This is a genomic window from Methylobacterium terricola, from assembly GCF_006151805.1.
Taxonomy (GTDB): domain Bacteria; phylum Pseudomonadota; class Alphaproteobacteria; order Rhizobiales; family Beijerinckiaceae; genus Methylobacterium; species Methylobacterium terricola.
Genome location: NZ_VDDA01000015.1, coordinates 47533 through 72114, shown reverse-complemented (window position 1 = coordinate 72114; position 24582 = coordinate 47533). Strand labels below are relative to the sequence as shown.

General features: G+C 72.1%; 21 protein-coding genes. 10 read left to right on the top strand and 11 right to left on the bottom strand.

Annotated elements, in window-relative coordinates; translation table 11 throughout:
• Positions 1–3: 3 nt before the first annotated feature.
• Positions 4–1503 carry an aminotransferase-like domain-containing protein gene (locus FF100_RS25020; protein ID WP_246102331.1) on the bottom strand — a complete coding sequence of 500 codons (1500 nt, stop codon included), beginning with the start codon at positions 1501–1503 and terminating at the stop codon, positions 4–6.
• A gap of 76 nt (positions 1504–1579) precedes the next feature.
• On the opposite strand from FF100_RS25020, the gene FF100_RS25015 reads away from it, so the two are divergent.
• Complete coding sequence (locus tag FF100_RS25015) at positions 1580–2719, top strand: MFS transporter (RefSeq protein WP_246102329.1); 1140 nt, start codon at positions 1580–1582, stop codon at positions 2717–2719.
• A 30-nt stretch (positions 2720–2749) separates the two neighbouring features.
• Here FF100_RS25015 and FF100_RS25010 read toward each other — a convergent pair whose 3' ends face one another.
• Positions 2750–4411, bottom strand: coding sequence for a Na/Pi cotransporter family protein (locus FF100_RS25010; protein ID WP_139038487.1), 1662 nt, complete (start codon positions 4409–4411; stop codon positions 2750–2752).
• A gap of 112 nt (positions 4412–4523) precedes the next feature.
• Positions 4524–5234, bottom strand: coding sequence for a hypothetical protein (locus tag FF100_RS25005; RefSeq protein ID WP_139038486.1), 711 nt, complete (start codon positions 5232–5234; stop codon positions 4524–4526).
• Positions 5235–5467: 233 nt separating this feature from the next.
• On the opposite strand from FF100_RS25005, the gene FF100_RS25000 reads away from it, so the two are divergent.
• The 5 genes from FF100_RS25000 to FF100_RS37290 all read left to right on the top strand — a co-directional run bounded on the left by FF100_RS25000 (position 5468) and on the right by FF100_RS37290 (position 12264).
• On the top strand, positions 5468–6019 hold the full coding sequence (locus FF100_RS25000; RefSeq protein WP_139038485.1) for a DUF4337 domain-containing protein: 552 nt from the start codon (positions 5468–5470) through the stop codon (positions 6017–6019).
• Between the two features lie 491 nt (positions 6020–6510).
• Positions 6511–7164: a TetR/AcrR family transcriptional regulator gene (locus FF100_RS24995; protein ID WP_246102327.1), complete on the top strand. Its 654-nt coding sequence runs from the start codon at positions 6511–6513 to the stop codon at positions 7162–7164.
• A complete protein-coding gene (locus tag FF100_RS24990) occupies positions 7161–8447 on the top strand; it encodes an efflux RND transporter periplasmic adaptor subunit (RefSeq protein ID WP_139038484.1) in 1287 nt (428 codons plus the stop codon). The genes FF100_RS24995 and FF100_RS24990 overlap by 4 nt, the downstream gene beginning before the upstream one ends.
• Positions 8448–8451: 4 nt before the next feature.
• A complete protein-coding gene (locus tag FF100_RS24985) occupies positions 8452–11595 on the top strand; it encodes an efflux RND transporter permease subunit (RefSeq protein ID WP_139038483.1) in 3144 nt (1047 codons plus the stop codon).
• A gap of 498 nt (positions 11596–12093) precedes the next feature.
• Complete coding sequence (locus FF100_RS37290; protein WP_171070321.1) at positions 12094–12264, top strand: hypothetical protein; 171 nt, start codon at positions 12094–12096, stop codon at positions 12262–12264.
• A 45-nt stretch (positions 12265–12309) separates the two neighbouring features.
• Here the strand turns inward: FF100_RS37290 and FF100_RS24980 are convergent, their stop codons facing one another.
• The 3 genes from FF100_RS24980 to FF100_RS24970 form a co-directional block, all read right to left on the bottom strand.
• Positions 12310–12816, bottom strand: a complete 507-nt coding sequence (locus tag FF100_RS24980; protein ID WP_139038482.1) for an SgcJ/EcaC family oxidoreductase — start codon at positions 12814–12816, stop codon at positions 12310–12312.
• Positions 12817–13200: 384 nt separating this feature from the next.
• Positions 13201–15036: an aminopeptidase P family protein gene (locus FF100_RS24975; protein WP_139038481.1), complete on the bottom strand. Its 1836-nt coding sequence runs from the start codon at positions 15034–15036 to the stop codon at positions 13201–13203.
• A 63-nt stretch (positions 15037–15099) separates the two neighbouring features.
• A complete protein-coding gene (locus FF100_RS24970; RefSeq protein WP_425463350.1) occupies positions 15100–16275 on the bottom strand; it encodes a DUF2125 domain-containing protein in 1176 nt (391 codons plus the stop codon).
• A 151-nt stretch (positions 16276–16426) separates the two neighbouring features.
• On the opposite strand from FF100_RS24970, the gene FF100_RS24965 reads away from it, so the two are divergent.
• The 4 genes from FF100_RS24965 to FF100_RS24950 all read left to right on the top strand — a co-directional run bounded on the left by FF100_RS24965 (position 16427) and on the right by FF100_RS24950 (position 19764).
• Positions 16427–16975 carry a gamma-glutamylcyclotransferase gene (locus FF100_RS24965; RefSeq protein WP_171070320.1) on the top strand — a complete coding sequence of 183 codons (549 nt, stop codon included), beginning with the start codon at positions 16427–16429 and terminating at the stop codon, positions 16973–16975.
• 124 nt (positions 16976–17099) lie between these two features.
• Positions 17100–18377: an MFS transporter gene (locus FF100_RS24960; protein WP_139038479.1), complete on the top strand. Its 1278-nt coding sequence runs from the start codon at positions 17100–17102 to the stop codon at positions 18375–18377.
• A 119-nt stretch (positions 18378–18496) separates the two neighbouring features.
• The gene (locus tag FF100_RS24955; RefSeq protein ID WP_139038478.1) at positions 18497–19339 is read left to right on the top strand and encodes a universal stress protein; all 843 of its coding nucleotides are present in this window, start codon (positions 18497–18499) and stop codon (positions 19337–19339) included.
• A gap of 8 nt (positions 19340–19347) precedes the next feature.
• Positions 19348–19764, top strand: a complete 417-nt coding sequence (locus FF100_RS24950; protein ID WP_139038477.1) for an HIT domain-containing protein — start codon at positions 19348–19350, stop codon at positions 19762–19764.
• A gap of 14 nt (positions 19765–19778) precedes the next feature.
• Here the strand turns inward: FF100_RS24950 and dprA are convergent, their stop codons facing one another.
• The 5 genes from dprA to FF100_RS24925 all read right to left on the bottom strand — a co-directional run bounded on the left by dprA (position 19779) and on the right by FF100_RS24925 (position 24485).
• On the bottom strand, positions 19779–20966 hold the full coding sequence (dprA, locus tag FF100_RS24945; protein WP_139038476.1) for a DNA-processing protein DprA: 1188 nt from the start codon (positions 20964–20966) through the stop codon (positions 19779–19781).
• A gap of 36 nt (positions 20967–21002) precedes the next feature.
• A complete protein-coding gene (gene plsY, locus FF100_RS24940) occupies positions 21003–21602 on the bottom strand; it encodes a glycerol-3-phosphate 1-O-acyltransferase PlsY (protein WP_139038475.1) in 600 nt (199 codons plus the stop codon).
• Positions 21602–22897, bottom strand: coding sequence for a dihydroorotase (locus tag FF100_RS24935; RefSeq protein WP_139038474.1), 1296 nt, complete (start codon positions 22895–22897; stop codon positions 21602–21604). The genes plsY and FF100_RS24935 overlap by 1 nt, the downstream gene beginning before the upstream one ends.
• Positions 22894–23304 carry an endonuclease domain-containing protein gene (locus tag FF100_RS24930; RefSeq protein WP_139038473.1) on the bottom strand — a complete coding sequence of 137 codons (411 nt, stop codon included), beginning with the start codon at positions 23302–23304 and terminating at the stop codon, positions 22894–22896. The genes FF100_RS24935 and FF100_RS24930 overlap by 4 nt, the downstream gene beginning before the upstream one ends.
• A gap of 233 nt (positions 23305–23537) precedes the next feature.
• The gene (locus FF100_RS24925) at positions 23538–24485 is read right to left on the bottom strand and encodes an aspartate carbamoyltransferase catalytic subunit (protein ID WP_139038472.1); all 948 of its coding nucleotides are present in this window, start codon (positions 24483–24485) and stop codon (positions 23538–23540) included.
• Positions 24486–24582 lie beyond the last annotated feature (97 nt).

Below are 24582 nucleotides of genomic sequence, written 5' to 3'. Positions count from 1 at the left end.
GCGTCACGGCGGGCCGCGATCTCGGAGACGCGGCGCAAGGGCAGCGCCCAACCGTTCGATGCCTTCGCGGATGATCGCGGGGGAGCTTCCGAATGTGAGCCGCAGGAATGCGCCGTCCGGATCGGCCGGGAACCACGCCCGACCCGCGCTGACGATCACGCCTCGGCGGTCCATCTCGGCGGCCAGCTCGCCGTCTGGGACGTGATCCGGCAGCCGGAGCCACAGATGCATGCCGCCGCCCGGAACCCGGAACGTCACATGGTCGCGAAGCTCCGCCCGCAAGGCGCCGACCATCACGTCGCGGCGCTCGATCAGGGCGGCCCGCGCGGCATTGAGGTGTCGTTTCCAGCCGGGCGCCGTGACGACGGCCAGGGCGGCCGCCTGCAGGGGACCGGACACGAAGAAATCGTCGCTGCCGCGCGCTGATTTCAAGCGGGCCGAGGCGGCGCCACGCGCCATGACGGCGGCGACCCGCAACCCGGGGGCGGCCGATTTGGCGAGGGAGCGGATGTAGACGACGTGGCCGTGCCGGTCGCCGGCGGCGAGCGGTGCGGGGGCGGTTCCCGTCAGGTCGAGATCGCGGGCCCAGTCATCCTCGATGACGAAGGCTCTTGCCTCTGCGGCGATGTCGAGAACGGCGGCCCGTCGCTCCGCAGGCAGGACGGTTCCGGCCGGGTTGGAGAAGGTCGGCTGGCTGTAGAAGGCGCGGGCCCCGGTCCGCTGGAAGGCGTCGGCCAGCAATTCCGGCCGAACACCCTTCTCATCCATCCCCACCGGGACGAGCTCGAGACCCGCCGCACGCGCAGCCGAGATCGCGCCGGTATAGGTCGGCATCTCGACGAGGACCGGATGCCCGGGCGGGACGAGCGCCCGGAATGTCGTGGCAATGGCGGCCTGCCCGCCCCCGCAGACGATCACGTCGTGGGGGGAATAGACCGTGCCGCGCCCGACCTCGCGGGCGAACCACGCGCGGAGGGGTTCGAGGCCGTCGACCGGCAGGCGGTCCCACAATTCGGGCCGTCCGGCCGTGTGACGCAGCGCATTCGCCAGCAGGCTCGAGGCCTGAAGGTCCGCCGGAAGGTAGCCCATGCTCAGGATCAGGCTGCCGGGCGGCGGCAAGGCCAGGAGCGCGCCCAGGGAGCGACCATCGGCGCGCGCCGCTCCGAGTGCCGCCGATTGCCAGGAGAAATCGGCGCTTGCGGCTGCGCCGTCCGTCCGCTCCCGGACGAAGGTGCCCTGGCCGGGGCGGGGCTCGATCAAGCCTTCGCCGACGAGTTGCGCGAAGGCCCGTTCGACCGTCGCCGGGCTCACGCGATGCTCGGTGACCAGTGCCCGCACGGACGGCAGGCGTGCGCCCGGACCAGCCGCCGCGATCGCGTCGCGGAGCGTTTGAATAACGCTTGCCGATCTGTTATTCCTTTTCATGACGAAGACAGATAACACTTCCCGCTGTGGGCCGGAAACGCTTTCGATCCCCGCCGCAGCCGATACGGCCCCGGACACGCCTGCCGAAGCTCTCGCCGATAGGCTGCCGGCACGCCTCTTCGCTCCCTACCTGGCCTCCGCCGTCGCGCTCGCGATGGCCTATGGGTCGAGCTTTCTGCTGCCCGATGCCCTGCGGGCGGTGGGCCACCCGGCCGCGACGGCCGGGCACGTCGTCAGCATCGGGACGGTGGCGACCCTCGTCGGCTCCCTGGCGGCGGGCCGGTTGGCCGAGCGCACCGGCATCCTGCCATTGATCATCGCCTCGGCGACGATCATGGCGGCTGCCATGGCCTGCTTCGCCATGATCGGGACCGGCGGCCTGGTGCTCGCCTATGCCGGTGGCCTCTTCCTTGGGCTCGGCTGGGCGATCGTCTACGTGCTCGCGCCGGTCCAACTCATCCATTGCCTCAGACCAAGCGTGCGCCTGGAGGCGCTGACGCTCCTGTCGGGATCGCAGATGCTGGGCATCGGCCTGTCCGCGCCGCTCGGCCGCGCCGTCGCGAGCCATGTCGGCGCGCCGGCTGGTGCCTATGCGTGTTACGCCGCCTTCTGTGCCGTGGCGGCCGCGTTATGCCTCGCCATTCGGCCGCGCATGGCCGCTCAGCCGCAATTGCCGCTGCGGGCGGTGGCGCTTTCCGGTGCGTCGATCCTGTCCATCCTGCGCGCTCCTACGATCGCGCCGGTGCTGATGATCGGCGTGGCTGCCTGCACCTTCGCAGGCCTGTCGATGTTCCAGGGCCTCTACGCCGCCTCGCGCGGGACGACCCCCGACATCTTCTTCTTGGCATTCACCATCACCACGGTCGTTCTGCGGTTCTCGGTGGCGTCCCTGCTCGGCAAGCTGCCGCTCCCGCGCCTGGCGCTGGCGCTCTTTGGTGCGACATTCCTCGGCATCGGGCTGTTGAGCCTCAACGAGAGCAGCCGGATCACGTATAGCGTCGCGACGGTCCTGTTCGCGACCGGCTACGGCCTGACGTACTCGACGCTCAATGCCATGGTGGTGAGCCTGGCCGCTGCGCGTGGATTATCCATCCCCGTCGCGTCGCAGGTTTTCACGCTCGGCTACTTCGTCGGATTGTTCGGCTTTCCCTCCCTCGCCGGCACCGTGATCGCCGCCGATGGGATCGATGCGGCGCTCCTCGTGATGATGGGGCTCGCCGGCGCCAATATCGCCGGAGCCTGCTGGGTCTCGAGGCGAGACCGGGCCGACCGCGAGCCCGCGGCGCATCGATGAAGCCGCCGCCGGCGCCGCGCCGACCGCCTCTCACGGCCCTTCGAGCCGGCTCGCCCGCAGGGCGCCGCGGCTCTCCAGGATCGGGTAGGCGGCCCCGGCGACGAGGTGGTCGTTGACCCGCTTCAGGTCGCGCACGAGGTCGGGAGAGAGGGCGGCCGCCTCGGCCGGTGCCGGGCCGGCGCCGGCGTCGCGCAGGCGGCGGAAATGGCTCTCGGTCGAGCGGGCCTCGAGATCGCGGAACACCGCCTTCTCGTCGGCGAGGCGCCGGGCGGCGCGGGGATCCTCGGTCAGGAAGGCGGCGCCGGCCGCGCCGAGATTGGCCTGGAGCCGTGCCAGCAGCGCCTCGACCTCCGCCTTGCCGTCCGCCGAGAAGGCCAGCCCGCGCTTCAGCCGCTTGGCCGCATGGGTCATCACGTTGCGCGAGAGGATGTCGCCGGCATGCTCCAGGTGGGTGGTGAAGGCGAGAAGCGCGGAGATCCGGCGCTCGTCGTCCTCGCTCAAGGATTCGGGGTCGAGACGGACGAGATATGCCTTGATGGCGGCGTCGAGCCGGTCGAGGGTGTCGTCCATGCGGCGGATCTGCGCCACTTTGGACCGGTCGCCGCCGGTCAGCGCCTCGCCGGCCCCGCCCATCATCTCCGCCAGTACGTCGGCCATCCGCAGGGCCTCGCGGCCGGCGGCGCCGAGCGCCACCGGAGGGGTCTCCAGGGCGGCCTCGTCGAGATGGAGCGGCTGGCCGGGATCGTGGGCGTCGATCCGCTCCGGCACCAGCCGGCGCAGCAGGGCCGCGAAGGGGGTGAGGGCCGGCAGGAAGACCAGCGCGAGGGCGAGGTTGAAGGCGGTGTGGAAGTCGGCCACGGCCCGCGACAGGTCGGGCTGCCAGGTCACGAGGGGCGGCCCGATCAGCCCGAGGCAGGGCAGGGCGATTGCGCATCCCACGGCCCGGGTGAGGAGGTTGCCGAGCGCCACCCGGCGCCCCGCCGCCTCGCCCTCGCGCGCGCCCTCCAGCACCGGGTTGAGGGCCGAGCCGAGATTGGCCCCGAGCACCAACGCCATCCCGGCCTCGAGCGGCAGCACCCCGGCTTGCGTGAACGACATCACCAGCAGCACGATGGCCACGCTTGAATGCGCCGCCCATGTGAGCACCGCGCCGATCACCAGGGCGACGAGACGGTCGGTCGCGACGGCCCCGAGCAGCACCCGCAGGGCCGGCACGTCCTCGTAGGGCGTGATCACCTCGACGAGGCGCGCCAGCGCCATCAGCATCAGCCCGAGGCCGATCGCCGCCCGGCCGAGGTCGCGGGTGCGCGGCTCCGACCCGCGGCGGAACAGGATCACGCCGACCAGCACCAGGACCGGGGCGACCCGGGCGACGTCGAAGGACAGGACCTGGACGATCAGCGTGGTGCCGATATTGGCGCCGAGCATCACGGCGAGAGCCGGCACCACCGCCACCAGCCCGGCCCCGGCGAAGGAGGCCACCATCAGGCCGGTCGCGGTGCTGCTCTGGAGCAGCGCCGTGACCCCGAGGCCCGCCGCGAGCGCCTTCACCCTGTTGCCGAGCGCCACCCCGAGCAGGCGGCGCAGATGGGGGCCCAGCGCGCGCTGCACCCCGGTCTGCACCATGTGGATGCCCCAGAGCAGCAGCGCGACCGCGCCGCAGAGGTCGATCAGGGTCAGGGTGGTGTCCATCCGCGTCGGTCATCCTCCTCCGGTCCGGCCTGAGCATACAGATCGGGAGCATCCGGGTTCCGGCCCAGGATGCAAGTCTGCTGCCCGATTCCCGATCGGCGAGGGTCCGCTGTCAGCCCTTGGGGCAGGCCGGGTCCGCCGGGCGCGGCGCGCGGGTGAAGTCGAGGACCTCGCGCGTATAGGTCTCGACCACCTCGGAGAACGGCTGCCGCTCGGCCGTGAACAGGACCGCCCGGTGGCTGAACAGGTGCGCGGGCACGGCCAAGGGCCCGCAGGTCGGGGCCGGGGGCGGCGCCTGGTCCCAGCCGTCCGGCAGGGGCTGCCAATGCGGCTCGGCGCCGACAGTCTGGCGGGTGGTGCCGAGTGACGACACCGCCCGGCCGAACGGCGTGTCGGTGGTCTCCAGCACCCGGTTCATTTCCGGGGTCAGGCGCGACGGCACGTACCAGTTGTCGGCCTCCGACAGCACGTGGTCGCCGCAGGCGAGCTTCACCCGCCGGTAGCGCAGGGGCTCGTCGGGCCCGACCGAGAGGCGCTTGCGGGTCTCAGGGCTCGCCGGCGTGTCGACGCCCCGGTCCAGCCGGGCGACGAGGCGCGGTGCCTCCGCCATGCGGTGGGCCGCGCACCAGCCCTCCAGCGTCGCAGTGGCGCTGCGGCTCGCCAGCAGGGCGGCGTTGAGACTCTGCACCACGGCGGTCGCCTCGACCCGGGACAGGTAGGTGTCGGGCCAGTCCGGCCCCGCGGCCCGGGCGGGGAGGGTCGCCGAGAGGCAGGCGAGCACGGGCAGGAGGTGACGGGCTTTCGTCAGGCGGGCATGGGGCATCGTCGGGCGTCTCTCCGAGGTCGGCCCGCGGGCGGGGCCGTGGCGCAGGCGTGCCCGGTCGGCGGCCGAGCCGCAAGCGGGGGCTGGCACGGCCGCGCGGCCCGGCTATGAAGGCGCGGGCGCCGCCGCTTCGCCGGGCGAGGCGGGCGCGGCTGGTCTTGCCCCTGCCGCAGGGTTCCGGCGGGCAGGGTGCACGGCGCCAGGATCATGACGGGTTTTGAGGGGGGACGACGATGTCGGGTGGTCACGGGGCGGCGGACAGCTCCAACAAGAAGATCGCGCTGATGATTTCGGTCCTGGCGCTGTTCCTGGCGCTGGGCGAGACTCTGGCGAAGAGCGCGCAGACCGACGCGCTCGGCGCCAACGTCGAATCGTCGAATCTCTGGGCCTATTTCCAGGCCCGCACGATCCGCGGCACGGTGCTGAAGACGGCCGGGGAGCAGATCGCCCTCGAGCCCAATGCCTCCCCGGAGGCGGTCAAGAAGCAGATCGAGGAATGGGCCAAGACCATGGCCCGCTGGGAATCCGACCCCGCCTCGGGCGACGGCCGCAAGGAACTCGCCGCCAAGGCCAAGAAGGCCGAGGAGAAGCGCGACCTCGCGCTCGCCCGCTACCATCATTACGAGCTCGGCTCCGCTGCCTTCCAGATCGGCATCGTGCTCGCCTCGGCCGAGGTCATCACCGGCATCGTGGCGCTCGGCTTCGCCGGCGGGGCGCTGGGTGTCGTGGGTGTCGCGATGCTGGCGATCGGGCTGTTCGCGCCGCACGCGATCCATCTGGTGTGAGGCGGGTGCCGCAGGCCGGGCCATCGCCAGAGAAGCCCCGGCCGGCCTGACGCCCTCCTGGTCATCCCGGGGCCCGCGAAAGCGGAGCCCGGGATCCAGAACCGCGGACGGGGAGGATGACGTGGTGTCGCCCACGCTCGTCTGGATCGACCGAGCCTCCGGATTGCGTTGCGCGACCCTTCCTGTCCGGGCTCCGCTTTCCCGGCTCCGGGGTGACCGGGAGGGTGTTGGGACGGCGGTTGATCGGCGACAGAGAATCCGTTTGACGCCTGTATCGGTGATCTGACGCCACGGGACACGACGCAAGGTCGTTCGGTGCGGGAGCCACGGCGGGTGCGCCTGCACCCTCCCCGCAGAGCGGGGAGGGTCCGCGGAGGCCGTGGCTTGCCGGGCCGCTCGTCCTTGTTGTGCTGTTGTGTCGCAGAAACGAACGCTTGCCAGTCCGCCGCTCCGCTCCGCTAAACTGAACCCGTCAGTTCAGTTAGGGCTCCATGAGCGACGCCGCACGCCAAGTCGATCGCCCCGGGGTCGATCGTTCCCCTGCGGCGCGTTCGCAGCCCGAGCGCCCGCTCGATCCGAAGCGCCGCCGTCGCATCCTCGAAGCCGGGATGGCGCTGTTCTCGGGGCTCCCCTACGCCGCCGTCCACATGGACGCGGTGGCTGCCGCGGCCGGCGTCGCCAAGCCGACGCTCTACCGCTACTTCCCGACCAAGGAAGCGCTGTTCATCGCCGGCCTCGCCTGGACGCTGGCTGAGTTGCGCGATGCCGTGGGAGCGATCCCCGAGCGGGATGCCGGCGCACGCCTGCGGCGGGCGGTCGGGCTGGTGCTGGAGCGCGTCAGCGCGCTCTCGCCGGCGCTGACCGCGATCGAGGGACGGGGCGCCGAGTTCGGCGAGCGCAGCCGGCGCGTCCTCCGCGAGGGGTTCGACGGGTTGCGCGGGGCGCTGGCCGAGATCCTGCGCGCCGGCGTCGCCGCGGGCGAGCTTTCCGTACCGGACGTCGACCTCGCGGTGCTGATGCTCCTCGGCGGCATCCGCATGGCCGTGCACGGCACGGGCCGGCGGCCGCCCGCCGCCTCCGCCGTCGCCGATTTCTTCCTCCACGGCCTCAGTGCCGACGCCCAGCCCGACGGAGCCCCGCGATGATCCGCCTCGTCCTCGTTCTCCTGGCGCTCGTCGCGGCCGGGGCGGGATGGCTCGTGCAGCGCCATGGCGGCGACACGCGCGCGGCCTGGAGCGCGGCCCGGGGGGCGCTGCCGACAGCGGTCGCGCAGGTCCTGCCCGAGCACCTGCCGGTGGCCTACGTGCCGCCCGCTCCCCCGGCCCCGGCGAACCCGGCCGCCGCCCGCCCGGTGGTGACCACGGTGGCGGCGGGCGTCACCGACCTCGCGCTCACCCGCTCGGCGGTGGGCTGGGTCGAGCCGATGGCGAGCGTCGTGGTGCGCCCGCGCATCGACGGGGTCATCACCGAGCAACTCGCCCGCGACGGCCAGGTGGTGAAGGCCGGTGACGTGCTCTACCGCCTCGACGACCGCGAGATCCGCGCCCAGATCGCCCGCGACGAGGCGGCGCTCGCCCGCGACCAGGCGACCCAGGTCCGGACCCAGAACGACGTCCGCCGCGTCGGCGAGCTTCTCTCGCGCTCCTCCGCCTCGCAGGCGCAGTTCGACGTGGCGACCGCCGAGGCCAAGGTGGCGGCGGCCAACGTCGCGGCGTCGCAGGCCGCGATCGAGGCCGACAAGGTCCGGCTCGACTACACCATCGTGCGGGCGCCGATTGCCGGCCGCCTCGGCCGGGTGCTGGTCACCACCGGCAACCTCGTGAAGGGCAACGAATCCGCCGGCACCGGCCTCGTCACCATCACGCAGATGCGGCCCCTGCGCGCCACCTTCTCGCTGCCCGAGCGCGACCTCGACGGGCTGCGGGCGGCCTTGCAGCGGCCCGGCACGGCGCCGGTCCGGGTCTATCCCAGCGGCGGCGAGGCGGTGCTGGCGGTCGGCCGGCTGTCCTTCGTCGATTCGAGCGTCGACCAGGCGTCCGGCACCGTCACCGCCTGGGCGCTGTTCCCGAACGAGGACGACCGGCTCTGGCCCGGCCAGTACGTCCGGATCGAGGTCGATCTCGGCCGGCGGCCCGGCACCGTGACGGTGCCGCAGGCGGCGGTGCAGCCCGGCCAGGAGGGCAGCTTCGTCTGGGTGGTGCGGCCCGACCGCACGGCGGAGCGCCGCACCGTCGAGGTGATGGCCTCCCGCGACGGCCGCGCCGCCGTGAGCCTGGGCCTGCGGCCCGGCGAGCGGGTGGTGGTCGAGGGCCAGTTCCGGGTCCGGCCGGGATTGCCGGTCACCGAGCGCCCGCAGGACGCGACCGAGGCGCAAGCCTCCGCCGAGCAAGCCTCCGCCGCGCCCGGCGCCCCCACCCGGATCGAGTAAGTCGATGAACCTCTCGGCCCCGTTCATCCGCCGGCCCGTCGCCACGATCCTGCTGTCGATCGCGCTGACGCTGTCGGGGCTGTTCGCCTACCGCTTCCTGCCGGTGGCGGCTCTGCCGACGGTGGACTTCCCGACCATCTCGGTGACGGCGCAGCTCCCCGGCGCCTCGCCGGAATCGATGGCCGCCTCGGTGGCGACGCCGCTGATCAAGGAATTCTCCACCATCCCGTCGATCGCCACGATCTCGGCGACGAACTACCAGGGCTTCACCTCGATCACCGTCGAGTTCGAGCTGTCGCGCAACATCGACCAGGCCGCCGCCGACGTGCAGGCGGCGATCACCCGGACCTTGCGCCGGCTGCCGATCGAGCTGACGATCCCGCCGAGCTTCCGCAAGCTCAACCCGGCCGATGCGCCGGTGATCCTGCTCGCCCTGTCGAGCGAGACGACGCCGCTGGCGACCCTCGATGCCTTCGCCCAGACGGTGATCTCGCCGTCGCTCTCCACCATCACCGGCGTCGGCCAGGTGCTGGTCTTCGGCAGCCAGAAATTCGCGGTCCGGGTCCAGCTCGACCCCAACGTGCTCGCCGCCCGCGGCATCGGCGTCGACGAGGTCCAGGCGGCGATCCAGAACGCCAACACCTCGACCCCGGTCGGCGTGGTCGAGGGGAGAGGCCAGAACCTCACCATCCAGACCAACACGCAACTGATGAACGCCGACGGGTTCCGCGACGTGATCGTGGCGGTGCGCAACGGCCGGCCGGTCCGCCTCGGCGAGGTCGCCCGGGTGATCGATTCGGTCGAGAACAACCGCATCGCCTCGTGGAAGGACGGCACCCGCGCCCTGGTGCTCGCCGTCCAGCGCCAGCCCGACGCCAACACGGTCGACGTGGTCGATCGCGTCCGCGCGATGCTGCCGAAGTTCCAGGAGCAACTGGGATCGAGCGGCACCATCGACGTCGTCAACGACCGCTCGGTCTCGATCCGCGAGGCGGTGCACGACGTGCAGTTCACGCTGGTGCTGACCATCGTGCTCGTCGTCGCGGTGATCTACCTGTTCCTCGGGCGGCTCGCCGCGACGCTGATCCCGTCGGTGGCGGTGCCGATCTCGATCATCGCCACCTTCGGGGCGATGTACCTGCTCGGCTACTCGATCGACAACATTTCGCTGCTCGGCCTCACCCTCGCGGTCGGGCTCGTCGTCGACGACGCGATCGTGATGCTGGAGAACATCGTCCGGCACGTCGAGGAGGGGATGAAGCCGTTCGAGGCGGCGCTGAAGGGCGCGGGCGAGATCGGCTTCACCATCCTGTCGATCACCATCTCGCTCGTCGCGGTGTTCATCCCGGTGCTGCTGATGGGCGGCGTCGTCGGACGGATCTTCAACGAGTTCGCGATCGTGGTGACGATCGCCATCATGGCCTCGGCGGTGATTTCCCTCACGCTGACCCCGATGCTGGCCGCCCGCCTGCCGGCCGATGCCGCCGGGCATGGGCAGAAGAAGAACCTGTTCGAGCGCGGCTTCGCCCGGATCCAAGGCTCGTACGAGCGCGGGGTCGATCTCTGCCTGCGCTGGCCCTTCGCGGTGCTCATGGTGTTCTTCGCCAGCGTGGCGCTCACCGCCTGGATGTTCGTCGTCATCCCGAAGGGGTTCTTCCCGTCCGAGGATATCGGCCAGCTCCAGATCGCGACGGAAGCCGGCCAGGACGTGTCCTTCGACGCGATGACCGCGCTCCAGCACGAGGCCGAGGTGATCCTCGCCCGCCATCCGGCGGTGGCCCACGTGGTGAGCCGCGCCGGCTCGAACGGCTTCTCCGGGACCCTCAACCAGGGCTCATTCTTCGTCGAATTGAAGGACCGCGACCGGCGTCCGCCGCTGCCTAAGACCATCGCGGAGCTGCGCCGGGATCTCGCCGCGGTGCCGGGCCTGACCTCGTTCATCACGCCGGTGCAGAACCTGCGCCTCGGCGGACGCCAGTCGAAGAGCCAGTACCAATACGTCGTGCAGGGTCTCGACCGGCCCGGGCTCGAACGCTGGTCCGAGCGGCTGACCGAAGCCCTGGCCAAGGACCGCGCCACCTTCGCGGGCGTCACCAGCGACCTCCAGAACGCCGCGCTCCAGGCCAAGGTCACGGTCGATACCGACAAGGCGCAGGCGCTCGGCATCACCTCCGACCAGATCCGCCAGACCCTCTATACCGGCTTCGGCACCCGCCAGGTCTCGACGATCTACGGCACCGCCGACAGCTACCAGGTCATCACCGAGTTCGATCCGCGCCTGAACTGGACCGCCGACAGGCTCGACGACATCCGCCTGCGCGCGGCGGGCGGCAAGCTGGTGCCGCTCTCGGCCGTCGCCGGCATCACCCGGGTGCCGGGCCCGCTCTCGATCAACCAGCTCGGCCTCCTGCCCGCGGTGACGATCTCGTTCGACCTCGCCCCCGGCGTGGCTCTGGGCCAGGCGGTGAACCGCATCGCGGCGATCAAGGAGTCGCTCGGGGTGCCGGGCACCATCACCACGACCTTCGCCGGCACCGCGCAGGTGTTCCAGGACGCGCTCGCCAACCAGGGCCTGCTGCTGGCCGCCGCCGTCATCACCATCTACCTCGTGCTCGGCATCCTCTACGAGAGCTTCATCCACCCGCTCACCATCCTCACCGGCCTGCCGGCGGCGGCGATCGGGGCGCTCGGCGCGCTCCAGCTCTACGGGATGGACCTCTCGGTGATCGCGATCATCGGCGTGCTGATGCTGATCGGCATCGTGAAGAAGAACGCCATCATGATGATCGACGTTGCCCTGGTGCTCCAGCGCGAGCAGGGCTGGAGCCCGGCAGCCGCGATCCGCGAGGCCTGCGCCCTGCGCTTCCGCCCGATCATGATGACGACCGCCGCCGCCGTGATGGGCACCCTGCCGATCGCCATCGGCCACGGTGCCAGCGCCGAGCTGCGCCAGCCCCTCGGCGTCGCGGTGGTCGGCGGCCTGCTGGTGTCGCAGCTCCTCACCCTGTTCATCACGCCGGTGCTCTACCTCTACATGGACCGGCTCGGGACCGGGGCGACCCGGCTCGCCCTGTCGCTGCGGCGCGGCCGCCTGCCGGCGGCGGCGCGAGGCGAAGCGGAGGCGGGCCGGCACCAGCCGGCGGAGTGAGGGGAGGGGGCGTTCGCCGCTTTCCCTCCGCCCCACCTGCTCGCGGCTTCGAGCCTGTTTGTTGCCGGACGACCGGTTTCGCACGCGCGACGTCATCCCGAGGCCGCACGGCGGAATCCGTGATGACCTGCAGGGGGATCGACGCGCGTCCTGGTTCGGCCGGCCTCGATGGTCGGGCGGCGAGACCCTCGTGCCGGCCCGCCTCTCATCCGAATGAGGGATGACGCAGTTCCCTGTCGTCTCTACGATTGTCACGAATAAAGAAGTGTTGCGCTCGCACGCCGACCTGTTGCTTCGGTGGACAGGTGATGGCTGGTCTCCGGTGCGCCGGCCCCAGCATACGATTGCGCACGACTAAATCGAAACTTGGAAAACCGCGGGCCGCGACGGCCTGCGAGACCGCGGGCGGGCGCGCCGGTGCGATCGCCGCCGCATGCCCGCTGCGACGCGACTTCTCAAAGACCCACACGGCCCGTCGAGGCCGTCCGGAGGCCTGCCATGCGTGTTCTGACCACTCTCTGCGCCCTTGCCGTCGCCACCGGGCTGTTCTGGGCCACCATGCTGACCCGTCCGCCGACCAGCGAGGCGCGGCCCGGAGCCAGCATCGACACCCGGGCCCTGACGCTCGGCGCCCACCTGCAGGATGCCGGCCCCTGCGACGCCTCCTGAGGACCTGAGGCCGCCGGAGCGGCCCTCGTTCAAGGCCGCGCGTCGTCAATGCTCCTTGGCGGCGGCGGTCACGGCGATGACCGGCTCCGGCATCGCCGAGGAATGATGGTGCGCGATCAGCCACTCGCCGTCCTTCCGGACGTAGACGAAGCTGTAGCGCGCCGGCACGACGACCTGCTCGCCCGGGTTCTTCCCGTCGATCAGGAAGGTGTAGGTGCCGACATCGGTCGCGAGATTGCAGCCGATCCGGATCGTGTGCGTGTTGATGACGCCCTGCGGGTGCTTCTCCAGGAAGTGGACGAAGTAGTCCTGGATCATCGCCGGGTCGGTGCGCGGCGTGTTCGATACCGTCGGCAGCAGCACGGCGTCGGGCGCGTAGTTCGCCGCGACCTTGACCGGATCGAGCGTCGCCAGGGACTTGTTCCAGCGGTCGAACAGGTCCTCGATCTGGCGCTGGGTCACCGCGGCGCAGTCCATGGCCTCGGCCCGCGCCGGTACGGCGCCCAGCATCATCGCCCCGGCGGCCAGGGCCGCAAGCATCGTCGTCTTCATGGTTCGGTCTTCCCTCGCCGCGATCGGCACAGAGACGATACGGTGCCGCGGCTGCGCATTCGCGAATAATACCGAGGGATTCGGGCCGTACGGGCCATTCTTGCGATCTAGATCGAAGTCTATAGAGCTAACGAACCGGCGATCGAGAGGGAACGATCTGTCTTTTCGACTTGCCTGGTGATCTGCGGCGGGGCAGCGCGCTCTGCGTCATCCCGATATCGCGAACGTGAAGACCGGCATCCAGAGGCGTAGGCTGCACGGAGCGAGGCGGAACCCGGTCAGTTCTGTCCTGAGGCACCCGACATCCTGGAAGCAGGGCTCCGCCCGCAGCGCCCCGGACCGACGAGACGGATGTCGAGACCGGCGGCGTAACGCGAGATCACCTCAGGCAAGGGCGGCGACCGGCCGCGTCGCCTCCACCAGCCAGTCCCGGGTCTCCGGATCGACCAGATCCGACAAGGTCTCCCGCACCCGCGCGTGGTAGGCGTCGAGCCAGGCGGTCTCCTCCGGGGTCAGCAGGTCCGGCAGCACCAGGGAGAGGTCGAACGGGGCGAGGGTCAGGGTCTCGAAGCCGAGCATCGGGCGCTCGGCGCCGGGGATTGCCCGCTCCTCGACCAGGACCAGGTTTTCGGTCCGGATGCCGAAGGCGCCGGTCTTGTAGTAGCCGGGCTCGTTCGAGACGATCATGCCGGGCTGGAGCGCCGCCGTGCCGGTCTTGGCGATGCGCTGCGGGCCCTCGTGCACGGACAGGAAGGCGCCGACGCCGTGGCCGGTGCCGTGATCGAAATCGAGTCCGGCGTCCCAGAGCGGGCGGCGGGCGAAGGCGTCGATCTGCGCCCCCGTGGTGCCGCGGGGAAACACGGCCGTCGCGATGGCGATGTGGCCCTTGAGCACGCGGGTGAAGCGGTCGCGCATCTCGGCGCTCGGGGCGCCGACCGCCACCGTGCGGGTGATGTCGGTGGTGCCGTCGCCGTATTGCGCGCCCGAATCGATCAGGAACAGCTCGCCGAGGCGCACCCGCCGGTCGGTTCCTGTCGTCACCCGGTAATGCACGATGGCGCCGTTCGGCCCGGATCCCGAGATGGTCGGAAAGGCGATCTCGCGCAGGGCGTTCGACTCGGCGCGAAAGCCCTCGAGCCGCACCACCGCGTCGATCTCCGAGACCGTCCCGCCGGGCGCCTCGCGGGCGAGCCAGGCGAGGAACCGCGTCACCGCGGCGCCGTCGCGCCGGTGCGCGGCGCGGGAGCCGGCGATCTCGGCGGCGTTCTTCACCGCCTTCATCGCGGTGATCGGATCGGGACCGACATCGACGGCGCCGCCCGCCGCCTCGATCCGCCGGCCGAGCGCCACGGCGCCGGTCGCGGCGTCGATCCGCACCCGGGCCTTGGCGGCACCGAGGGCGTCGAGGGCCGCCGGCAGGGCCGCCGGCTCGTCGCGTTCGGCGAGGGGGGCGAGGGCACCGGCCGCTTCCGCGGTGATCTTCTCGGGGTCGAGGAACAGGCGCGGCCGGCCGTCGCGCGGGATCACCGCGTAGCCGAGCGCCAGGGGCGTGTGGGCCACGTCGCTGCCGCGGATGTTGAAGGCCCAGGCGAGGTTGTGCGGGTCCGACACCACCAGCGCGTCGAGCCGCGCCTTCGCCAAGGCCCCGCGGACCCGGTCGAGCTTCGCGTCGGCGGCTTCGCCCGCCAGGCTCTCGGGATGGGGCACCACCGGCGCGCGCGGCGCGGCCGGACGGTCGATCCAGACGAGGTCGACGAGGTTGAGGGCGGTCGGCTCGACGCGCCCGCCGGCGGCCGCGGCCGCCCGCTCCAGCCGGGCGAGCCCGTCCGCCGTGTGCAGCCAGGGATCGTAGGCCAGCACCCCGCCGGCCGGCAGGTTGGCCTCGATCCAGGCCTCGACGCTGGTCTCGGCGAGCGGCACCGGGGTGACGACGCTCGTATCGACCTGCTCGGCGGCCTGGAGGGTGTAGCGCCCGTCCACCACCAGGGCCGCCTTGTCGGCGAGCACCACGGCCGTGCCGGCCGAGCCGGTGAAGCCGGTGAGCCAGGGCAGCCGCTCGGCATTCGGCGGCACGTACTCGGATTGATGCTCGTCGGCCCGCGGCACGACGAAGCCGGCATAGCCCCGTTGCGCCATCGCCGCCCTGAGCGCGGCGACCCGTGCCGCACCCTCCCGGTGGCTGGGATCCTCGAAGCTCTGGAAGCGGGCGGTCTGGCTCATGCCTCCTGGGGTACGACGGCGCGGGCCGGGCGGCAACCGCCAGGCCCGATCAATCCTGCCGCTTCAATACAGCGGCTGCAGCCGCACGCTCGGCACCGCGAACGGCCCGACCACCACCCGGCCGCCGGTGAGGCGCACGGTCGGCAGCACCTTGAGCGGCGGCTCGCCGGGGCGGTCCTGGGCGCCCGGCCCGGAGCCCCCTTGACCGGGTGCCCCTTGTCCTTGTGCCGGCTCCTTGCGGCGCCCGCCGAGGAACTGGCCGACGATGTTGCCGATCAGCGCCGCGCCGTCGCCGCCGAGCCGTGCGCCGATCTGCTCGCTGATCAGCGGGGCGATCACCTGTTCCAGGCCGGCCGTGCGCACGTCGAGCTGGCCCGTCGGCCGGTGCTGGTCGTCGAGGGCGAGCACGCCCTGCGCCCGCAGGCGCCGGCTGCCCTTCTCGGCGGCGAGGCTGGTGATCTCCACCGTGCCGCCGGCCTCGCGCCAGCGCTCGAGCTCCTGCGCCAGGGTACGGGTGCGGAAGCCCGCGGCCCGGGTCACGGTGGCGTCGAGGGCGATGTCGGCGGGCTCGGGACCGCCGAGCACCGGGTCGAGCATCGGCAGGCCGACCCGCATCACCCGGAGGCTGAGATCGACGGCGCCGTCGGTGGTGAAGCGCCCCGGGGTCGGGCGGGCGTGCAGCTCGAGATGGCCGGCGGTGAAATCGATCGGCGAGGGATCGGCGCCGGTGACGCTGCCTTTCAAGCCGTCGACCACCAGGGAGGCGCGCTGGAAACCGTCGCCGGTGACGTGGAGGCTCGCCTCGAGGTCGCTCCAGGTCACGTCGGCCTCAAGCCCGCCCTGCTGCACCCGGAACGGTCCGGTCGCCTCCAGGATGACGTGGCGCGGCTGGTAGACCTGCGCCACCGCCACCACCGGCCCGACGGTGAAGCGCACGTCGGAGCGGGCAAAGCTCAGCGAGGCGCAGCGCAACTCGAAGCGGAACGGGAAGCCGGTGAGCGAGCGGTCGGCGCAGGTCCATTGCCGGCCGGCCTGGGCCTCGCGGGCGAACCACCCGTCGATCTCGGCCTCGGCCTTGCCCCGCAGCCAGAACCAGCCCGCCGTCCAGGCCAGGGCCAGCAGGAGGAGCAGCACGAACGGCGCGAACAGGCCGAGGCGCAGGCCGGGCCCGCGGCCAGCACCCCCGCTCGGCGTCGTCCCGCTCGTCGGCCCAACATTGGTCGGCCTGTCCATCGGCATGATCCCGGCGCTGCGGCGGCCCGTTCCCGAGCCGCCCGGATTGAACCGCGTCCCCGTAGCTGCTACCGGCCGCGCCCGGCAAGTGAGGCACTCTCACGAGGTCGTGCCGGCAAGGAACCCGGCACCAAGAAGCAAGGTCGAATGGGGGGCGATGGCGATGGAGGCGGGGACACCGTCGGATCTCTGGGTGTTCGGCTACGGCTCGCTGATGTGGCGGCCGGGCTTCCCCTTCGTCGAGAGCGGGCCGGGCCGCCTGCGCGGCTATCACCGCTCGCTCTGCGTGCTCTCCCACGTCCATCGCGGCACGCCGGAGCGGCCGGGCCTGGTGCTCGGGCTCGACCGCGGCGGATCCTGCCGCGGCATGGCGTTCCGGGTCGCGGCAGCCGATGCCGCGGCGACGCTGACCTACCTGCGCGAGCGCGAGCAGGTCACGGCGGTCTATGTCGAGCGGGTGCTCGGCATCACCCTCGACGACGGACGCCAGCTTCAGGCGGTGACCTACCTCGTCGACCGCCGCCACCCGCAATATGCCGGCCGCCTGCCGGAGGCGGAGCTGGTGCGGCTGGTCCGCCAGGGCCTCGGACGCTCGGGCGCCAACCCGGACTACGTCCGCCACACCCACGACCAGCTCGTCGCCATGGGCATCCCCGACCCGATGCTCGCCCGCCTCGCCGCCGCCTGCGCCGTGCCGAGCCCGTAAGCTCGCGGCGGATCCGAGCCGGGCCGCGTCCCGATCATTTCCGGTTCAGGCGCGTTAGTCCGTCTGGTCCTGCAAGTTGTGCCTGCAAGAGCCCGAACGGGCGATCCGGAGCGTCTCCGCGTTGATGAACCCCACCACCCATCTCGCCCTGATCAACGTCTTCGTCGGCGACATCCAGGGCGGGCTCGGCCCTTTCCTCGGCACCTGGCTGGCGCAGGCCGCGCAATGGGGCCCGAGCGAGGTCGGCCTCGTCACCACCATCGTGGGCTTCGCCACCCTGGGGTTGAGCGGGCCGCTCGGCGCCCTGGTCGACCGGCTCGGCCGGCCCCGGATGCTGATCGCGGCGGCCTGCGCGGCGATCCTCGTCGGCACCCTGCTGCTGCTGCCGGCCCGCGCCTTCATGACGGTGCTGGTCGCGCAGTTCATCGCCGCCGTCGGCGGCACCCTGGTGGTGCCGGCGGTGACGGCGCTGACGCTCGGCATGGTCGGCAAGCAGGCCTTCCCGAAGCAGCAGGGCCGCAACCAGGCCTGGAACCATGTCGGCATCCTGGGCGCCGCGCTGGCGATCAGCTTCGGCACGCCGCTGATGGGGCCGAGCATCGCCTTCTGGGTGCTCGGCGGCCTCTCGGCCTGCGCCATCGTGGCGGCGCTGACGACCCCGAAGAAATCCTATAACGGCCGCCGCGCCGTCGGCTGGAAGGAGGACGACCCGGACGACAAGCCGGAGCGCTCCGGCATCCTGAAGGTCCTCTCCGACCGGCGCCTGCTGATCCTCTCGGCGGCGCTCGCCCTGTTCAACCTCGCCAACGGCTCGATGCTCAGCCTGCTCGGCCAGAAGCTGGTGGCCGCGGGCCAGGACGGCACCGGTTGGACCGCCCGCTATGTCATCGTCGCCCAGGCGGTGATGATCCCGGTCGCGCTGTTCGCCGGCTCGCTCGCCGACCGGCGCGGCCGGCGCCAACTCCTCCTCGTCGCCTGCGCGGTGCTGCCGGCCCGCGCGCTGCTCTCGGCCTTCCTGTCCGATCCGTACTGGCTGATCCTGGCCGAGGTGCTGGACGGCGTCGCCTCCGGGGTGATCGGGGTGGCGGTGCCGGTGGTGGTGGCGGACCTGACCTGGGGCTCGGGCCGCACCCAGACCGCGCTCGGCAGCGTCGCGGCGGTGCAGGGCGTGGGCGGTGCCCTGTCGGGCTGGGTCGGGGGCCTGCTGGCGCTCCATCTCGGCTGGACCTGGGCCTTCCTGGCGCTCGGCGTGCCGGCCGGCCTCGCCCTGGCGATGGTGCTGTGGCTGGAGGAGTCCTGCGCGCCGGGCGGCCAGGACGGCGCCGGGGCCGCCTGCAGCCAGTCCAAGCCCCCCGAGGGCGAGCCGCGGCGCGCGGCGGCGGAGGCGCCGGCGGGCTCGTAAGCGGCGCCGGTCCTGCGTCCGCGCCGGGGATGACCCTCGGGTCCCCCTGGACGGGCGGGGGCCGGCGTGATGCTATCGCGGCACACGTCTCCCGAGGCTCCTGAGGTGAGTGCGCCGCCATGAAGACGCTTCTCGTTCCGGTCGCCCGTCACACCCTGCTCGATTCGGTGCTCGACACCACGATGCTGACCGCCCGTCGCTTCGGCGCCAGCATCGAGGGGTTCGGCCTGCGGCCGGCTTTGGCCGAGTACGTCCCGGTCGACATGGTCGGGGGCATGACCTGGGTGCGCGACGAGGAGACCGACCTCGTCGAGGCGCGGGATTGCGGCAGCCTCTTCACTGCCGCGATGGAGCGGCACGGCATCGCCCGCGAGAGCGCCGATGCGGGCCGGGACGGGCCGCGCTACCGCTGGCTGCCCGACGCGCCCCCCGGCGACGGCTACCTCGCCCAGCATGCCCGGCTGTTTAGCGCCACCATCGTGGGCCGTCCCGGCAGCGGCGAGGGCGCGCCGCGGATGACGACCCTCGAGGCGGTCCTGTTCGAGAGCGGCCGCCCCCTGATCATCGCGCCCCCGACCGCGCCCACGACCATCGGCGACACCGTGGTGATCGCCTGGAACGGCTCGACCGAGACCGCCCGGGCGGTCGCCTTCGCGGCGCCGTTCCTGCGCGCCGCTTCCCGGATCGAGGTGCTGGGCGTCGATGCCGGCATGGTACCGGGCCCGAGCGCCGAGGAACTGGCCGCCACCCTCAACCGCGAGGGGCTGTCGGCGCAGGGGCGCACGCTGGCGGCCGGCCGCCGCACCGCCGGCGAGGTGTTCCTCACCGAGGCCACGGCGATCGGCTGCGACCTGCTCGTCAAGGGCGCCTACACCCAGAGCCGCCTGCGCCAGATGATCTTCGGCGGCGCCACCAGCCACATCCTCGCCCATGCCACCATGCCGGTGCTGATGGCGCATTGACGGAACCGATGACCTCCGATTTCACCCTCGACCCGCGGCTCTCCGCCGACACCATCGCCCTCGGCGACCTCGCCCTGTCGAGCGTGCTGTTGCTCGACGACAAGCGCTTCCCCTGGCTCGTCCTGGTGCCGCGGCGGCCCGGCGTGTCGGAGCTGACCGACCTCTCGCCGGAGGATGCCGCCCGCCTGATGGAGGAGACCCGCCTGGCGATCGGCGTGATGCAGGCCCTCGCCCAGCCCGACAAGGTCAATGTCGGGGCGCTCGGCAACGTGGTGGCCCAACTGCACGTCCACGTGGTCGGGCGGTTCCTCTCCGATCCGGCCTGGCCCGGCCCGGTCTGGGGCCACGGCACCCGCGAGCCGTATCCGGCCCATGCCGCGGCGCAGCTGGTCGAGCGGGCGCGGGCGCTGTTCGCGGCGGCGTGACCGCCACGGGGCTCTCACCGCAGCGACACTGCCCCGCCCGGATGGCGCCAGACCTTCCCGTCGAGCTCCAGTTCCATCAGCAGCCCCTGCACCACCCGGGCCGGCAGGCCGGCCTGGCGGGCGAGGGCGTCGACCGGCACCGGGGAGGGCCCGAGAAGCTCGAGCAGGATGGCGGAATCGTCGGTCCGGGGCGGTGGGGAGGGCGATGCGTCGAGATGCGGTTGAGCGGGCTCCGCCGCCATGGCGGTGACCGGCTCGGCCGAGAAGTCGATCTCGTCCCAGTACAGGGCCGGCTCGGCCCGGTCGGCCGCGTCCTCCGCCCCCGTCTCGGGGCCGGGGCCGCCGATCAGCGGGGTCAGCACCGCCATCACGTGCTCGGGCGCGGCGCAGAGGGTGGCGCCGTCGCGGATCAGGTCGTTGGTGCCCTCGGCCCGCGGATCGAGGGGCGAGCCCGGCACGGCGAAGACCTCGCGCCCCTGCTCCAGGGCGAAGCGGGCGGTGATCAGCGAACCGGAGCGGCGCGCCGCCTCGACCACGACGGTGCCGAGGGCGAGGCCCGAGATGATGCGGTTGCGGCGCGGGAAGTCGCGGCCGCGCGGCTCCCAGCCCATCGGCATCTCGGCGACGACCGCGCCGCCGGATTCCAGGATGCGGGCGACCAGCTCCTCGTGCTCGGACGGGTAGATCCGGTCGTGCCCGCCGGCGAGCACCGCGACGGTGCCGCTCTGGAGCGCGGCCTTGTGGGCCCTGGCATCGATGCCGCGGGCGAGGCCTGAGACGATCACCAGCCCCTCGGCGCCGAGCGCATGCGACAGACGCTCGGTGAAGGTGAGGCCGGCCGCGGACGCGTTGCGCGATCCGACGATCGCGACGGCAGGACGCTTCAGGCAGGCGGCCTCGCCGCGCAGGCAGATGAGCGGTGGCGCATCGGCGGTGGCCTGGAGCGGCAGCGGGTAGTCGGGCTCGCCCATCGCGACGAAGCGGGCGCCGAGACGGCCGGCCGCCGCGGTCTCGCGCTCGGCCTCGGCCTTCGTGGTGACCCGGATCGGCTTGCCCCGCGCCTTGGCGAGGCCCGGCAGGGCCTTCAGCGCCGCCCCGGCTCCGCCGAACTTGTTCACCAATCCCCGGAAGGTGCGCGGGCCGACTCCTTCGGAGCGAATCAGCCGGAGCCAGTCGAGGCGCTGCGCGTCGCTGAGGAGCAAGACCCTCTCCCTTGGGTGAGGGTCGGTGTGAGACCTTCAGCCCTTCTGCCCGATACGCCCCTCGGTCCCCGCGGCGAGGCGGCGGATATTGGGCGCGTGCTTCCACCATAGCAGCAGGGCGAGGATGCAGAACAGCACCGCGAGGTGCGGTTGCCCGAAGGCCCACAGGGCGGCCGGGGTCGCGGCGGAGGCCGCCAGCGCCGCGGCCGAGGAGTAGCGCAGCAGGAAGGCGAGGCCGAGCCACACGACCGCGAAGACCAGCACGCCGAGCGGGAACAGGCCGAGCAGCACGCCGATGAAGGTGGCCACGCCCTTGCCGCCCTTGAAGCCGAGCCAGACCGGGAACAGGTGGCCGAGGAAGGCGCCGAGCCCGGCGGCGAGCGCCGCCTCCTGGCCGCCGAGCCGGCCGGCGATCAGCACCGCGGCGGTGCCTTTCAGCGCGTCGCCGAGCAGGGTCGCGGCGGCCAGCCCCTTGCGCCCGGTGCGCAGCACGTTGGTGGCGCCGATGTTCCCTGAGCCGATCGCCCGCACGTCGCCGAGGCCGGCGAACCGCGTCAGGATCAGCCCGAAGGGAATCGCGCCGAGGAGGTAGCCGACGGCTAGCCCCAGGGCGACATGCGTCCAGTCCGGCGTCATCAGCGCGGCTCCTCGCTGCGGTGAACGATGCGGCCGGCGACCATGGTGAGCGAGGCGATGCCTTGCAGCCGCGCCTCGTCGAAGGGCGAGTTCTTCGAGCGCGACTTCAGCTGCCGCTTGTCGAGGACGTAGGGCGCGTCCGGATCGATCAGCACGAGGTCGGCCGGAGCGCCCGCGGCGAGACGGCCGGTCTCGCGGCCGAGGACCCGCGACGGGGCCGCCGAGAGGGCGGCGAGGAGCCGCGGCAGGGCGATGTCGCCGGCATGGACCAGGCGGAGCGCGGCGGCGAGCAGGGTCTCGATGCCGAGCGCGCCGTCGGCCGCCTCGGCGAAGGGCAGGCGCTTGGTCTCGACGTCCTGCGGGTTGTGGTCGGAGACGATCACGTCGATCACGCCCTCGTTGAGCGCCGCCACCACCGCCTGCCGGTCGGCCTCGGTGCGCAACGGCGGCGAGAGCTTGCAGAAGGTGCGGTAGTGGCCGATGTCGTTCTCGTTGAGCACCAGGTTGTTGACCGAGACGCCGCAGGTCACCGGCAGCCCGGCCTCCTTCGCCCGGCGCACGATCTCGATCGAGTCGGCGCAGGAGATCATGGCGGCGTGGTAGCGCCCGCCGGTCAGGCGCACGAGGCGGATGTCGCGCTCGAGCAGGATCGTCTCGGCCTCCCGCGGGATGCCGTGCAGCCCGAGCCGCGAGGCCATCTCGCCCTCGTTCATCACGCCGTCGCCGACGAGCGTCGGCTCCTCGACGTGCTGCATCAGCAGGACGCCGAAGTCGCGGGCGTAGGTGAGGGCCCGGCGCATCACCTGGGCGTTGGTGACGGCCTTCAACCCGTCGGTGAAGGCGACGGCGCCGGCCTCGGTCAGCAGGCCGAACTCGGTCATCACCTGGCCGGCGAGGCCCTTGGTGATGGCGGCGGCCGGCAGCACATGGGTGCTGGCGGTGTCCCGCGCCCGGCGCAGCACGAAGTCGACGATCGCCGGCTCGTCGATCGGCGGGTTGGTGTCGGGCATGCAGACGAGCGTCGTGACGCCGCCGGCGGCGGCCGCCGCGCTGGCGCTCGCCAGCGTCTCGCGGTGCTCGGCGCCGGGCTCGCCCACGAAGGCGCGGAGATCCACGAGGCCGGCGGTGAGCACCTGGCCGGCGCAGTCGATGACCTCGGCGCCCTCGGGCAGGGCGGCGGGGGTGCCCCAGTGGATGTCGGCGATCGTGCGGTCGCGCACGAGCACAGCGCCCGGGCCTTCGCGGCCGGTGGCGGGGTCGATCAGGTGGGCGTTGGTGAGGAGGATTGGGTTCATTGGATAGGCCGCTCGGGGTTCGGCGGAGGCAGGGCGGAGCGTTGCTCGATTGCGGCGGGCACGGTGTCGAGTGCGAGTTGAGGGTTGCCTAGAAAGGTCTCGTTCGAGAACCGCATGATCTCGAAAGCTTGACCTCGCAACCACGCATCCCGGGATGCGTCTCGTGCACAGCGCTCGACAGTTTCGTGCGGCTTGCCGTCGAGTTCGACGATCAACCGAGCAGAGGGGCAGAGGAAATCGACGATATACGGGGTGATGGGGACCTGCCGCTTGAATTTGTGGCCGGAAAGGCGACCAGCGCGGACCTGGCTCCAGAACAGGGCTTCCGCGCGGGTCGCGAGGGAGCGCTGATCCTTGGCGAAGTCCCTGAGACGGTCGGAGACCGGATTGCGCTTCTCCTGCTCCATCCGACCTTCTCCTCAAGCTCGCCGCCCTGACCCCTCCCCCCTCTGCGGGGGAGGGTGCCCCACGGAGTGGGGCGGGAGAGGGGACCACGTTTCCGAATCAAGCGGAACCGTTCTGAAGAGCGCCACGCTGAATCAGCGTCGCGCTGCCCCTCTCCCGGCTCGCTCCGCTCGCCACCCTCCCCCGCAGAGGGGGGAGGGTTCAGGCCGCGGCGCCCTTCGCCAAAGGCATGCCGTCACGCGTTCGGCAGGTGCGTGGCCAGCGCCTCCAGCACCGCCATCCGCACCGCGACCCCCATCTCGACCTGCTCCCGGATCAGCGACTGCGCCCCGTCGGCGACCTCGGACGAGATCTCGACGCCGCGGTTCATCGGGCCCGGATGCATCACCAGCGCATCGGCCTTGGCGTGGCTCAGCTTGTCGCCGTCGAGGCCGAAATACCGGAAGTACTCCTTCACCGACGGCACGAAGGAGCCGTTCATCCGCTCGCGCTGGAGCCGCAGCATCATGACGATGTCGACGCCCGCGAGCCCCTTGCGCATGTCGGTGAAGACCTCGACGCCGAAGCGGGCGAGGCCCGGCGGCAGCAGGGTCGAGGGGCCGATCACCCGCACCCGGGCGCCGAGCGCCTGGAGCAGGATGATGTTCGAGCGCGCCACCCGCGAATGGAGGACGTCGCCGCAGATCGCGACCGTCAGCCCCTCGATCCGGCCCTTGTTGCGCCGGATGGTCAGCGCATCGAGGAGCGCCTGGGTCGGATGCTCGTGGGCGCCGTCGCCGGCATTCACCACCGCGCAATCGACCTTGCGGGCCAGGAGATGCACCGCGCCGGCCTGGTGGTGGCGCACCACGATGATGTCGGGGCGCATCGCGTTGAGGGTCGCGGCGGTGTCGATCAGGGTCTCGCCCTTCTTCACCGACGAGGAGGCGACCGACATGTTCATCACGTCGGCGCCGAGGCGCTTGCCGGCCAGCTCGAACGAGGACTGGGTCCGCGTCGAGGGCTCGAAGAACAGGTTGATCTGGGTGCGACCGCGCAGGGTCGTGCGCTTCTTCTCGACCTGGCGGCTGATCTCGACGGCCTCGTCGGCGCGGTCGAGGAGCGCCACGATGTCGAGGGGCGAGAGGCCCTCGATGCCGAGGAGGTGGCGGTGCGGGAAGCCGGGGGGTGCCTGGGTGCTCATCCTGAGCGAAGGGCTATAGGAGGCGCGCGACCGGCTCGCAAGGACGCCCTTCGACCATCGGCGGTATTTGACAACCGCCGCGTCATCACCCACTTGT